10 protein-coding genes are annotated in these 12951 nt (G+C 64.6%); 6 read left to right on the top strand and 4 right to left on the bottom strand.

Going from position 1 to position 12951, the window contains the following annotated elements:
* Positions 1-2 precede the first annotated feature (2 nt).
* Genes AC6I6L_RS10525 through pabB form a run of 3 tightly spaced genes read right to left on the bottom strand, consistent with a single transcriptional unit; the run spans position 3 to position 2928 of the window.
* A complete protein-coding gene (locus tag AC6I6L_RS10525; RefSeq protein WP_497917714.1) occupies positions 3-854 on the bottom strand; it encodes an aminotransferase class IV in 852 nt (283 codons plus the stop codon).
* Positions 839-1414, bottom strand: a complete 576-nt coding sequence (locus tag AC6I6L_RS10520; protein ID WP_497917713.1) for an anthranilate synthase component II — start codon at positions 1412-1414, stop codon at positions 839-841. The genes AC6I6L_RS10525 and AC6I6L_RS10520 overlap by 16 nt, the downstream gene beginning before the upstream one ends.
* Positions 1411-2928 carry an aminodeoxychorismate synthase, component I gene (pabB, locus tag AC6I6L_RS10515; protein ID WP_497917712.1) on the bottom strand — a complete coding sequence of 506 codons (1518 nt, stop codon included), beginning with the start codon at positions 2926-2928 and terminating at the stop codon, positions 1411-1413. The genes AC6I6L_RS10520 and pabB overlap by 4 nt, the downstream gene beginning before the upstream one ends.
* Before the next feature lie 209 nt (positions 2929-3137).
* Between pabB and AC6I6L_RS10510 the strand changes: the two genes are divergently transcribed.
* The 6 genes from AC6I6L_RS10510 to AC6I6L_RS10485 all read left to right on the top strand — a co-directional run bounded on the left by AC6I6L_RS10510 (position 3138) and on the right by AC6I6L_RS10485 (position 12079).
* Positions 3138-4886: a glycoside hydrolase family 13 protein gene (locus tag AC6I6L_RS10510; protein ID WP_497917711.1), complete on the top strand. Its 1749-nt coding sequence runs from the start codon at positions 3138-3140 to the stop codon at positions 4884-4886.
* Between the two features lie 123 nt (positions 4887-5009).
* Positions 5010-5939: an NAD-dependent epimerase/dehydratase family protein gene (locus tag AC6I6L_RS10505; RefSeq protein WP_497917710.1), complete on the top strand. Its 930-nt coding sequence runs from the start codon at positions 5010-5012 to the stop codon at positions 5937-5939.
* Positions 5940-6089: 150 nt separating this feature from the next.
* Positions 6090-7301 carry a lysylphosphatidylglycerol synthase transmembrane domain-containing protein gene (locus AC6I6L_RS10500; RefSeq protein ID WP_497917709.1) on the top strand — a complete coding sequence of 404 codons (1212 nt, stop codon included), beginning with the start codon at positions 6090-6092 and terminating at the stop codon, positions 7299-7301.
* A 7-nt stretch (positions 7302-7308) separates the two neighbouring features.
* Positions 7309-8541 (top strand): alpha-1 4-glucan-protein synthase, encoded by a 1233-nt coding sequence (locus AC6I6L_RS10495; RefSeq protein ID WP_497917708.1) that lies wholly within the window; start codon positions 7309-7311, stop codon positions 8539-8541.
* A 20-nt stretch (positions 8542-8561) separates the two neighbouring features.
* Positions 8562-9689, top strand: coding sequence for an extracellular solute-binding protein (locus tag AC6I6L_RS10490; RefSeq protein WP_497917707.1), 1128 nt, complete (start codon positions 8562-8564; stop codon positions 9687-9689).
* A 47-nt stretch (positions 9690-9736) separates the two neighbouring features.
* Entirely contained in the window at positions 9737-12079 is a 2343-nt protein-coding gene (locus AC6I6L_RS10485; protein WP_497917706.1) for a DUF7846 domain-containing protein, read from the top strand.
* Between the two features lie 80 nt (positions 12080-12159).
* Here the strand turns inward: AC6I6L_RS10485 and AC6I6L_RS10480 are convergent, their stop codons facing one another.
* Positions 12160-12951 carry a dolichyl-phosphate hexose transferase gene (locus AC6I6L_RS10480; protein ID WP_497917705.1) on the bottom strand — a complete coding sequence of 264 codons (792 nt, stop codon included), beginning with the start codon at positions 12949-12951 and terminating at the stop codon, positions 12160-12162.

Below are 12951 nucleotides of genomic sequence, written 5' to 3'. Positions count from 1 at the left end.
TCTCAGTAGTGTTCCCTCTCCACCAGTTTGTCGAACGCCTGCTGGAGGTGGCGAGTGAGCGGGCCGCTACCGATCTGGGTTCCCCCGATGTCCGCTATTGGCCGGAGTTCCCACGTGGTGTTCGTCAGGAACGCCTCGTCCGCCGCGAGCAGGTCTTCGGGTCCGTAGGTTCCGGTTTCGACGGGGATCGAGGCATCGCTGGCGAGTTCGAGAACGACCTCGCGCGTAATTCCGGGGAGGACCGGCCCGTCGAGACTGGGCGTCCGGAGTACGCCGTCGGTACAGAAAAACAGGTTGCTCGTCGTCCCCTCGGTGAGGTTGCCGTCTTCGTCTACCAGTAGTGCGGTATCGCCGTCGGCCTCGAGTCGGGCCAGAATCCCGTTCAGGTAGTTGTGCGTTTTCGCCCGCGCGGGAACCGCTCGATCGGGAACGCGTTGGGTGTCGACGATCGTCGCACTCGCGGGCGTCGACCACGGAACGTCGCCGCCGACGCCGCCGCGGGGGAGTTCGGAGACGATCACGACGACGCCGGGGTCGGTCACCGGGTCCGGCGTTAGCTTACCGGGCTGGACGCCCCTGGTGATCGAGATGCGAACGTACGCCTCGGACAGGTCGTTCGCCGCGAGCGTCTCGTCGATCCGCCGGTGCAACGCGGCCCGCGAGAGTCCGTGGTCGATCGCGAGGCAGTCACACGTCGCCTCGAGCCGGTCCGCGTGGGCGTCCCATCGGAACGGCTCGCCGCCGTAGGCCCGGAGCGTCTCGAAGGCCGCGTCGCCGTACAGGAATCCGCGATCGCGCACGGAGATGGTCGCCTCATCCGCCGGGACGAGTTCGCCGTTTACGTGGTATCGCATAGCTCGCAGAAGCGGCTGGTGAGTTGCTTCCCGACGTCGGTGAGGATGCTCTCGGGGTGAAACTGCAAGCCGAGGTGGGACCGTTCGCGGTGGCGGACGGCCATCAGGATGTTGCGGTCGTCGGTGGTCGTCGCGGACTCCTCGAGACAGTCCGGGAACCGATCGCTCTCGACGGCCAGCGAGTGGTAGCGGCCGACTTCGAACGAGTCGGGAAGGCCATCGAAGATCCCCCGGCCGTCGTGGGTGACCGTCGACGGCTTCCCGTGGACGACGTCGGGAGCGTGGGTGACCGTCGCGCCGTGGACGGCACACAGGGCCTGATGGCCGAGACAGACGCCAAGTATCGGATACTCCTCGAGTTCCGCGAACAGCGGCATCGAAATTCCGGCCTCCTGTGGCGTCCCCGGACCGGGCGAGACGACGATCCCGTCCGGATCGAGGTCCCTGACGCCCTCGACGTCGATCGCGTCGTTTCGTCGAACGGTGAACTCCGCGACCTCGCCGACGTACTGGACGAGGTTGTACGAGAACGAATCGTAGTTGTCGATGATCAGAATCATGGGTCCCTCCGGCTGGCGTCGTCGATCGAGACGTCTGCATCGTCTCCGAGCGCATCGTCGACGGCCGTTACGAGCGCCCGCCCTTTGTCGAACGTTTCGGCGTACTCCTTGCGGGGGTTCGAGTCGTGGACGATTCCGCCGCCGACCCGCAGGTGGTACTCTCCGTTCCACCGGACCATCGTCCGGATCGTCATCGAGAGCGTCAGGTCGTTGTCGACGCCGATAATGCCGATCGCACCGGTGTAGGGGCCTCGTCGCGTGTCCTCGACCTCGTCGATAATCTCCATCGTTCGGGGTTTCGGTGCGCCGGTGATCGTTCCGCCGGGGAATACCGCTTCGATCGCGGCCGCGATCCCGGCCGCGTCGGTCAGTTCGCCGTCGACCAGCGAGACGAGGTGCATCACCTCCGAGTAGCGATCGACCCGTCGGTACTCGGGCACGTCGACGGTACCGGGGCGACAGACTTTCCCCAGGTCGTTTCGCTCGAGGTCGACGAGCATCGCGTGCTCGGCGCGTTCTTTCTCGCTGCCGCGCAACTCCGCTTCGAGCGTCTCGTCCTCTTCGGTCGTGTCGCCCCGCGGTCGCGTGCCGGCGATCGGTTCGGTGATGAGTCGCTCGCCGCGGCGTTCGAGGAGGAGTTCCGGACTCGTACTCACGAGATCGATCCCCTCGAACTCGAGCAGCGCCGAGTACGGAGCCGGATTCGACTGGCGAAGCGACCCGAAGAGGTCGACGGGGTGGACGGGGGCGTCGGTCTCGATTCGCTGGGAGATGTTCGCCTGGAACGTATCTCCGTCGCGGATGTACTGCTGGACGGTCTGCACTCGATCAACGTAGGATTCTACGTCACAGGTGCTCGCAAATCGGTACGTGTCGCGGGTGACCTCGGGAGAGTTCACGGTGGGTGAGCCGGTTAGTGCCGATCGGGCGAGCGATTGTACACGGTCGAGACCGCGACGGTAGGCGTCGTCGACGTCGTCAGCAACGCGAGGACACGCGACGATCCGGAGCGTCGTCTCCTCGCCCTCGCGGGGTTCTTTCCAGGCGGCGATGCAGTCGTAGAACCGAAACTGGAGACGTGGGAGCCGGCGACGATCGGTCGTCGTATCCGGAAGGTCCTCGATTTCGCGGGCAACGTCGTACGAGATCCAGCCGAGGTATCCGCAGGGGTAGGGAACGTCGCATTCGCCCCTCGCGAGGGGTTCCTTGCCGATCCACTCTTCCAGTTGCTCGAGGGAGGGGCCGGCCTCGGGTACCGCGCCCTCGGCGCGGACGGTCAACTCGTCCCGCGGGTCGACGCCGAAATATCCCCAGCCGTCCTGTCCGCCGGTGGTCTCCAGAAAGACGCTGTCGTCGTCACTGCGAGCGCGTCGATACGCGCTGTACGGATCGTCGACGGCTATCCGTAGCTCGATCGGGATTCTGGTTCCGCCGTCGACGGTTGCCGCGACGTCGTGGAACCGTTCGCGATCGGTGACGATCGTCATCGGCGTTTCAAACGACCTGTCGCTCATCGCAGTCTCCGTCTGCCGATTATCTGTTTACTACACCCACTCATTGATTTTATTCTCGACAGTTTCGTTGCATACACATTGGTTAGTATCTTTTGGTGTTATTATCCAGCAACTAATTATAAACTATTCTTCTCCATCGCCAAGCAAAAGTTGTTCACTACGTGATCCGGGAAATTTATGTCGGTCGTTGATAACAGTACTCGGAAGCGATGACCCGGATCAGATCGTGGTGGAGGGAAGCGGTCGTCTATCAGGTCTACCCTCGGAGTTTCGCTGATACCGACGGCGACGGGATCGGCGACCTGCCGGGAATCCTCGAGAAGGTCGACTACCTCGCCGACCTCGGGGTCGACGTGGTCTGGCTGAACCCGATTTACGATTCGCCCAACGCCGACAACGGGTACGACATCAGGGACTACCGGTCGATCATGGATGCCTTCGGCACGATGGCGGACGTGGAGCGACTGCTGAGCGCGCTGCACGCCCGAGACATGAAGCTCATTCTCGATCTGGTGATCAATCACACGTCGGACGAACACCCGTGGTTCGAACGGTCCCGGCAGTCCGTCGACTCCGAGTACAGGGACTACTATATTTGGCGACCGGGCGATGGGGACGGGCCGCCGAACAACTGGGAGTCGAGTTTCGACGGCCCGGCCTGGACCTACGACGAGGCGACGGGGGAGTACTATCTACACATCTTCGACGAAAAGCAACCCGATTTGAACTGGGCCAATCCGGCCGTCCGCGAGTCGATCTACGACGTGATGCGCTGGTGGCTCGAGATGGGACTGGACGGCTTTCGACTCGATACGGTCAACCTGCTCTCGAAGCCAGACGACCTGCCCGACGGCGACCCCGACACCTTCTGGACCGGGCGGAATCACTTCATCAACGGCCCGCGAATTCACGAGTACTTACGAGAGATGGAACGGGAGGTCTTCTCGGCGTACGACCCGCTGATCGTCGGTGAGACTCCGGAAGTGACCGTCGACGAGGCTCGATCGTACGTCGGTGACGACGGCCCGCTCGATATGGTCTTTCAGTTCGAACACATGCTGATCGACCTCCCCGAGGATCCCGATCGGTGGTTCGAGATCGGCGAGTGGACCGTCTCGGACCTGCGCGATATTTTCACGCGGTGGCAGCGCGGACTGGCCGAGGACGGCTGGAACGCCCTGTATCTGAGCAATCACGACTGGTCGCGAAGCGTTTCGCGCTTTGGCGACGACGGCGAATACCGCGTCGAGTCCGCGACGATGCTGGCGACGTTTCTGCACATGCTCCGGGGAACGCCGTTCATCTACCAGGGCGAGGAGATCGGCATGACCAACTACCCGTTTCAGTCGCTCGAGGAGATCCAGGACGTCGAGACGAGAACGCGAGTCGAGGGGATGCTCGACCGGGGCGAAATTTCCTCGTTCGACGAGATCGACGACCAGGTCCGGTACTGGTGTCGTGACAACGCGCGAACGCCGATGCAGTGGAACGGCGGTTCGCAGGCGGGATTCACGGACGGCGATCCCTGGCTCGCGGTCACCCCGAACCGCTCCGAGGTAACCGTCGACGCCGCACGCGCCGATCCGGATTCGGTCTGGCACTACTACCGACGGCTGATCGAACTGCGCAACCAGTACGAGGTGGTCGTCGCCGGCGAGTACGACCTTCACGCCCCCGATCACGACGCCGTCTACAGCTACTGGCGACGGTTCGAAGACGAGCGGCTGCTCGTCCTGTGTAACTTCTCCGATCGGAGCCAGCGCGTCGCCCGTCCGCCGGACGTTTCGGCGGTCGACTCGACGCTACTGATCGCCAACTACGACGGGATCGACGGAGGTCCCGAACGAAGCGACCGCGAATCGGACGGTCGCGATCGCGAACTGGACCGTCGCGACCGCAATCCCGAACAGTTCGAGCTTCGTCCGTACGAGGCCCGCGTGTACCACCGCTGCGAATAGCCGAGAGCGATCGGCAGTGATCGACGACGATCGATCCGGTCACCGTCGGATCGACGGTTCCGACACGGAGCCGGACGGGAAGCGAGTCAACAGGATTATCCCGTCGACCGCAAATCGTCGCACATGACGCTCTCGAACCGACGCGTACTCGTCACGGGTGGTGCCGGATTCATCGGCTCACATCTCACCGACCGACTGCTCGCGGACGGGACCGACGTCACGGTCGTCGACGACCTGTCGAACGGGACGCTCGATCGCGTTTCCGACGAAGCCGAGTTCGTCGACGCTGACCTGACGAATCCCGACGCCCTCGCGGGCCACCTCGACGATATTGACCTGGTCGTCCATCTGGCCGCGTCGAAACACGTCGACACGGACCGACCCCACGCCCAGTTCGATGCCAACACGCGGATGACCCGAAATCTTCTCGAGGCGATGGCCGACGCCGACGTGACCGAGATCGCCTACACCTCCTCCTCGACTGTTTACGGCGACGCCCCGCGGCCGACGCCCGAGGATTACGCGCCCCTCGAACCGATTAGTGCTTACGGGGCGAGCAAGCTGGCCGACGAGGGACTGCTCTCGGCGCGGGCCCACAGCCACGATCTGACGGTCTGGAATTTTCGCTTTGCGAACGTCGTCGGTCCGCGCCTCCGCGGAGCGGTAATCCCCGATTTTATCGAGAAGCTACGGGAGAATCCCGAGACGCTGACCATCCTCGGCAACGGCCGACAGGAGAAGTCCTACCTCCACGTCGAGGACTGTCTCGACGCCATGTTCCATACGATCGCACACGCCGACGACGCGATGAACACCTACAACCTCGGCACGCGCACGACGACGTCGGTCGATCGGATCGCGACGATCGTCGCCGACGAGTTAGGTGTCGACCCCGATCGGGAGTACACCGGCGGCGAACGGGGCTGGACCGGCGACGTCCCGAAGATGCGCCTCTCGATCGAGAAACTATCCGCGCTGGGCTGGTCCCCCGCCCTGTCGAGCGACGAGGCGGTGCGGCGATCGACTCGCGAGATCGTCGGGGAGTTGCGCTGAGTGTCGAACGAGAACCCGCGTTATCGAGGAGGTGCGCTGAGCGGACTCGACGCCGGGCTGTTCGAGCGAAACACACTCGAGAGCGACTCCAGTGCCCACGAAATGGAGTTTTAGGTGGGCTTAAATATCTGGACTCGAGAGCACTCACGTATGACCGATGAGGGCGAGCGATCGAGCCCGCGAGCCGACGACAACGGGGAGCCGTCGTCGGAGCGGACTGACGATGGGTCAGTGTCGGAGCGGACTGGCAATGGGGCGGCGAACAGCGGGTTCGCCACGGTACTGACGCGCCGCCGACTGACGATCGCGGGGACGGTACTCGTACTACTCGGATTGATCGTTGCCCTCCGGAAGCTTGACGCGCGCGCGGTCGCCGCCGAGGTCTCGAGTGCTGACCCGCTCTTTCTCGGGGCTGCAATCGCCGTATACGCCGTTTCGTGGCCGCTTCGCGGTCGCCGGTACGGGGACGTTCTCGATGCGATCGGCCACCGCCGTGGGACGGGGTTTCTCACGATGGCGATCTTCGTCAGCCAGACGGCTAACCTCGCGATCCCCGCGCGAGCGGGCGACGCGGTTCGTGCGTACGTGATCAACGAACGCGACGTGCCGTACACCGCGGGGTTCGCCTCGCTCGCCGTCGAGCGGGTGTTCGATCTGGCGACGATCGCCTCGCTCGCCGGACTCGCGACCGTGTGGCTTGCACTGGACGGTGCGGCCGGACCGCTCGAACTCGTCGCGGAGAGTGAGGGCGCGCGGACCGCCCTCCTGGCTGCAGCGGCCGTAAGCACGGCGACCGTCGGCGTCGGTTTCGTCGTCGTCACGTCCGCTCGATCGGAACTCGGACTTGGCAGGTGGCTTCGGATGCGAACCGACAGCAGGCCGCGGCTAACGCGGGTGGTCGACGCTGCGCTCGACTTCGCAGGGAGCGTTCAACTCGTCGCTCGCCAACCGCGAGCGCTGGCCGTCATAGGGGGAGTAAGTCTTCTCGTGTGGGTCCTCGACGTGCTCACTGCAGTGCTCGTCCTCGCAGCGCTGGGCAACGGGCTCCCGTTCGGAACGCTGGTGGCAGTCGGGACGCTGGCGGTCAGCGTCGGCAACCTCGCGAAGGTGTTGCCGCTGTCCCAGGGCGGGGTCGGTCTCTACGAGGCAGCCTTCACGGCTCTCGTCGTCGGACTCACTCCCGTGGGTGCGAGCACGGCACTGGCCGCTGCGATCGTCGATCACGCGTTGAAAAACGGGGTGTCGCTTCTTGGCGGCGCGGGATCGGTCGCAACGCTGGGGATCTCACTTTCGGACGCGACCGCGGCGCGGTCGGGACCTGCGCGGAACAACGACAGTTTTTTAGGCTCACCTAAAAAATAGCGGCGCAATGAGTCAGGATATCTGTGTGATCGTCCCGACGATCCGGGAGTACGAGTGCATGCGTTCGTACTTCGCGAACGCTCGCGACCATGGCTTCGACCTCTCGCGGTTGCACGTCGTCCTCGTCACCGAGGACTTCTGTGAGACCGAGGAGATGGCGGCCATGCTCGAGGAGGAGGGCGTCTCGGGCGACGTCTTCGACGGAACGCGACGCGAGCAGTGGTACGAGGATCACGGCGTCGCGGAGTACGGCCACGTCGTCCCGGCGGCGAGTCACGCCGAGACGAGTTTCGGACTGCTCTACATGTGGGTCCACGACGAGTTCGAGTACGGCTTTTTCATCGACGACGACACCCTCCCGCACGAGGACGAGGACTTCTTCGGAACCCACATGGCAAACCTCGCGTTCGGCGGCGAGATCGAAGCCGTCACCTCCGACGAACAGTGGGTCAACGTCCTCTACCAGAACGCCGACAAACACGGACTCTACCCGCGTGGATACCCCTACTCAGCGATGGGAGAAGCGGTCGAGACCGGTACGACCGAGATCGACGGCGGCGAGGTCGTCGCCTCGCAGGGACTGTGGACCAACGTCCCGGACTTAGACGCCGTCCGGATTCTCATGGACGGCGACCTCGAGGGACAGGCCCAGACCCGAACCACCAGCGACGACTTCGGGAACGATTTCGTCGCCGCACGGCGCAACTACCTCACCGTCTGCTCGATGAACCTCGCGTTCCGTCGCGAGGTCATTCCCGCGTTCTACCAGCTGCCGATGGACGACAACGAGTGGGAGGTCGGCCGCTTCGACGACATCTGGAGCGGCGTTTTCCTCAAACGCGCCTGCGATATCCTCGGTAAGCGGATCTACAACGGCGCGCCGCTGTGTGAACACAACAAGGCCCCGCGAAGCACGTTCGACGACCTCAACAACGAAGTTCCGGGACTCGAACTCAACGAGCACCTCTGGCACGTCGTCGACGACGTGGAACCGGAGGTTTCCCGAGCCGATCGGACGGCAACGCCGTCCGAGGACGGAGTCGGTAACGAAGCCGATGCCGACGCCTACGCCCGCATCTTCGAGGCGATGGGCCGTGAACTCGCTGACGGTGACTGGTCGGCGTACAACAACGGTGCGTTCTTCAACTACGTCGGTGAGCACATGCTCGACTGGCTCGAGTGCCTGGAGGCGCTCGATCGATCGGCGTCCCATACGGTAGAATCGACGGTTATAAGTTAGTTTAGGCTAGCCTAAAACACATGACTCGACACGATGGTCTTGGAAGTCGCCGGGCGTTCATCGCCGGCGCGGCTGCACTGGGTACTGCAGGGCTAGCCGGCTGTTCCGGTCTCATCGGGGGCGAAGAGGAAGACGACGACAGCCAAAACGTCTTCGGACAGATCGGCTCCGGCCGCGAAGGTCGACCCGAACCCGGCGGGACGCCGATCGAGGAGATGCCGCCCCTCGAAGGCGAACTGAGCGTCTACTCCGGTCGCAGCGAATTCCTCGTCGGGACGCTCGTCGACGATCTGGAGTCGTACTACGACGATTTCTCGATCGAAATCCGATACGGCAGCTCGTCGGATCTCGTCAACCAGATCAAAGAGGAAGGATCCGGAACCCCGGCGGACGTCTTTTACACGGTCGACGCGGCTGCACTCGGAGATCTCGCCGACGACGATCGAGCAGCGTCGCTCTCCGACGACCTTCTCGAGTTGGTCCGCTCGGAGTTCCACACGGACCAGTGGATCGGCACCTCGGGACGGGCACGGGCGGTCCCGTACAACACGGACTCGCTCTCAGAAGGGGATATGTTCGACAGCATCGACGCCTACGCGGAGGGCTTCGACGGCGACCTCGGCTGGGCTCCCTCCTACGGCTCCTGCCAGTCGTTCGTCACCGCGATGCTCCAGCTCAGGGGCGAAGACGAGACCCGCGAGTGGCTTCAGGGCGTCGTCGATACCGGTATCACGGAGTACCCCGGCGAGTTCGAGGTCTGCCAGGCGGTCGCAGACGGCGAGATCGACGCTGGCTTCACGAACCACTACTACATCCAGCGCGTCCGTGACCAGTCTGACAACGCGGCGATCAACGGCACGTTCACCGAGGGCGATGCGGGATCGGTCTTCGACGTCGCCGGTGCGGCCGTCACCGACGCGGCGGACGATCCGGAACTCGCGGAGAACTTCATTCGCCACCTGCTTTCCTCGCAGGCCCAGGAGTACTTCGCTACCTCGACGTTCGAATACCCGTTGATCCCCGGCGTGGAACCGGTCGGCGGCCTGCCGACGATCGACGAACTGGACGTTCCGGACCTCGATCTCTCCGAACTGTCGAACCGCCAGCCAGCGATCGATCTCATGCGTGAGGTCGGGATCAACACCTGAACACCCGCGACCACCACGTCCCATAGCTGTCCTCCCGGTATGTTCCAGTGACACCCGATCCTCGTCGTCGTCGCTCGTCGTCCGCGCTCTCGAGAAGCGGTTCCAGCGCCGCTCGACTCGTTCGCCGCGTTCGATCGAGGCTCCCCGTCCGCGGTGACGCCGCGCGCGAGGACCTGTACGCGATCTGTGTCGCGGCCCTCGCCGGAATCGCCGTATTCACGCTCGCGACCCAGTTGTTTCCCTATCACTCCAGTAACGACGACGAGGCCGTCTACCTCATGCAGGCGGCGATGCTGCTCGAGGGGCAACTCGAACTCCACGCGGGCGATCTCGCCGGCGCGTTCAGACCGTGGTTCTTCGTCGAGGACGGCGGTCGACTCTACCCGAAGTACTCGCCGGTCCCGGCCACCATGTACGCCGTCTCGATGGGACTACTCGGAGAGCCACGTGTGACCCTTGCGATCGTCGCCGCGGCCAACGCGGCGCTCGTCTACGGCCTCGGATCGATGGTCTTCGATCGGCGGGTCGGCGTAGTCGCCGCCGCCGTCTTCGCCGCCTCGCCGCTGGCGCTGATCACCTCGTCGGTATTCTTGTCTTACGCCCCGACGACGACGTTGAACCTCGTCTTCGCCGTCTCGTACCTCCGCGGCGTCCGCAGTGGTCGCCTCCGGGATGCCGGTCTGGCGGGCGGTGCGATCGGTCTCGCGTTTTTCGCCCGCCCGTACACCGCCGTCCTGTTTGCAACACCGTTTATTTGTCACGCGTGCTGGACGATCCTGCGATCGGTCCGTGGCGACGAGTGGCAGCAGACGCGACGACCCGGATCGCTTCCGGACCCGATCCGGCGAAACGCGCTGACCGCCGCCGTCGGAGTGGCGTTCGTCGCCGTTACGCTCGCGTACAACGCCCGAATGACCGGCTCGGCGCTCGTGTTCCCCTACGAGGCGTTCGCGCCGCTCGACGGTCCCGGCTTCGGCTATCGCGAGATTCGCGGCCACTCGATCGACTACACGCCGGCGCTCGCACTCGAGGCGAACGGCTACGTGCTGTGGTACTTCGCGACGCGCTGGTTCACCGCCGGTCCGATCGGCTCGATCGCCGCGATTGCGGGACTCGGACTCGCGTTGTGGCAGTGGCGTCCCGGTCCCCTCGATCGGTGGCCGAGAAGCGATGGGAAGGGGAACGATCTCCCGGCCGTGGGTGGACCGGCCGGTAACCCGGACTCTGGGGCTGCCCGACCGGCCGCTGACCGAACGGCGGGCCTCCTCGTCGCCGGCCTGCTGGTGACCGTTCCGCTGGGAAACCTCGCGTTCTGGGGCAATTTCAACGTGCTCGCGCGGATGGACGACCCCACGAACGGGCTTCTCGCCCAGTTCGGGCCGTTCTATCACTTCGATCTCCTCGTTCCGCTCTCGATCTTCGCCGCGTTCGCGTTCGTGACCGGCTGGCGGTGGCTCCGTGAGGTGGCGATTCGCGATCGGCTCGCCGCGTCGCGGTCGCCGCGTGCAGTTCGCGCAATCGTCCTCGCGGCGCTGGTGACGAGCACCCTGTTCGTCGGCGCGGTCAACGCCGCCGTCCTCTCCGGGCCGATCGAGCGCAACGCGGTTCACACCGATCGGTTCGAGTCGGCGTACGAGCCGTTCGAGGAGCGCGATCTCGAGAACGCGCTCGTGTTCCAGCCGACGCCGTACGGCCAGTGGCAAAACCATCCTTTCCAGTCGCTGCGGAATCATCCGTCCCTCGACGGCGAGACGGTGTACGCACTCGACGGCCCGCCGGAGCGGGACTTCGCGGTGCTCGACGCCTACGCCGATCGGGAGTATTATCGGTACACCTATCGCGGCGAGTGGACGCCGGCTCCCAGCGACCCGATCACCGCGGCGCTCGAGCCGCTGTCGATCCGCGAGGGCGACTCCTTCGACGGCGAGACCGTCGTCGGCGTTCCCGACGGGATCGATCGGGCGGCGGTCCGACTCGAGAACGACAGCGGTGGGGCAGCTACCCAACGAATCGCCACTCCGGGTGAGCAGATCGCAGTCGACTGGTCGCTCGAGTCGACGGCGGTCGACGGTGTCGATGGCGACGGAGGCGACGATCGCGGCGGCATCGCACGGCTGGCGGCCGACGAGAACGCGACGGTAGCGCTCGAGTCGACCGACGAGATCGTCCTCGAGATCACGCTGGTTCACTTCGACGGTGGCACCTTCACCTATCGGCAGGCGGCGACCGTCCGGACGACCGACGAGGGAATCGAGGTCGTGTGGCCGCCCGAGCGAACCGGGTGTCTTCTGGTCACGAACTGTGGCACCGAAGGGACGTACCTTCCCGATCGGCCGGACACCCACCGCGAGTGGGAATCGTTCGAGACGCGACTCGAAGCCCGAGAATAGGAAGCGGCTGTTGGAGAACTCGATCCGTGGGAATGCTGGAGCACTCGATCTGTGAGAGAAATCGATCGCAGACGATCGCGTTACGCGAAGCGTTCTTCGAGACAGACTTTGACGATCGACTTCGCGATGGCGAGCCCGCCCTGGATCGGATCGAGTTTTGTTTCGCCGGCGCGCTCGCGGTAGGCGATCGGCTGCTCGCGGACGTCGTAGCCGCGCATCAGCGGGCGGATCAGCAGTTCGGCCGAGAGGCCGGTGTTTTCGGTCCACTCGATCGACTCGACCACGTCGCGGCGGTAGGCTCGCATTCCGGTCGTCGTGTCGTGGACGCGGGTCCCCATCAGGACGCTCGCGATCGCGGCAAACGCCTGGTTTCCGAACCGGTTGAACCCGGGCATCGCCTCGGCCCCGTGGTAGAGGCGATCGCCGCTGACGACGTCGTACCCGTCGTTGATCAACTCGAGGAACTCGGGCAGCTGTTCCATCGGATACGTGTCGTCGCAGTCCGTCGTGACGACGATCGGTCGGTCCGGTTCGAGGATCGCCGCGCGGACGGCGACGCCGTAGCCCTGCGGTTGCTGTTCGACGACCGTCGCCCCGTGTTCGCGGGCGATCTCGGGCGTGCGGTCCGAGGAACCGTCGACGCAGACGACCTCGGCCTTCCCGTCGGTGATCTCCTCGATGTCCGAGAGCACTTTTCCGATCGCTTCCTCCTCGTTGTACGTTCCCATGACGACGCTGACGTCGTCGAAGGTGTACCGGTCGGTGCCGTCTTCCTCGACGGGGTATTCGCTGGTATCGTTCGATTCGTGCTCGCTATCAGTGCTGTCGACGTCGTCCGCATCATCCGCGACGCGGCGATCGAGGCTGCTCAT

It is taken from the genome of Halosolutus sp. DAT137, assembly GCF_059736405.1.
Note: the sequence above shows the minus strand (reverse complement) of the source record. Positions and strands in the feature narration are given on the sequence as shown.

What these genes read in the sequence shown, in the direction of transcription:
- AC6I6L_RS10525 (WP_497917714.1), bottom strand. Translation starts at nt 854, where the DNA reads ATGCGATACCACGTAAACGGCGAACTCGTCCCGGCGGATGAGGCGACC.
- AC6I6L_RS10520 (WP_497917713.1), bottom strand. Translation starts at nt 1,414, where the DNA reads ATGATTCTGATCATCGACAACTACGATTCGTTCTCGTACAACCTCGTC.
- pabB (WP_497917712.1), bottom strand. Translation starts at nt 2,928, where the DNA reads ATGAGCGACAGGTCGTTTGAAACGCCGATGACGATCGTCACCGATCGC.
- AC6I6L_RS10510 (WP_497917711.1), top strand. Translation starts at nt 3,138, where the DNA reads ATGACCCGGATCAGATCGTGGTGGAGGGAAGCGGTCGTCTATCAGGTC.
- AC6I6L_RS10505 (WP_497917710.1), top strand. Translation starts at nt 5,010, where the DNA reads ATGACGCTCTCGAACCGACGCGTACTCGTCACGGGTGGTGCCGGATTC.
- AC6I6L_RS10500 (WP_497917709.1), top strand. Translation starts at nt 6,090, where the DNA reads ATGACCGATGAGGGCGAGCGATCGAGCCCGCGAGCCGACGACAACGGG.
- AC6I6L_RS10495 (WP_497917708.1), top strand. Translation starts at nt 7,309, where the DNA reads ATGAGTCAGGATATCTGTGTGATCGTCCCGACGATCCGGGAGTACGAG.
- AC6I6L_RS10490 (WP_497917707.1), top strand. Translation starts at nt 8,562, where the DNA reads ATGACTCGACACGATGGTCTTGGAAGTCGCCGGGCGTTCATCGCCGGC.
- AC6I6L_RS10480 (WP_497917705.1), bottom strand. Translation starts at nt 12,951, where the DNA reads ATGAGCAGCCTCGATCGCCGCGTCGCGGATGATGCGGACGACGTCGAC.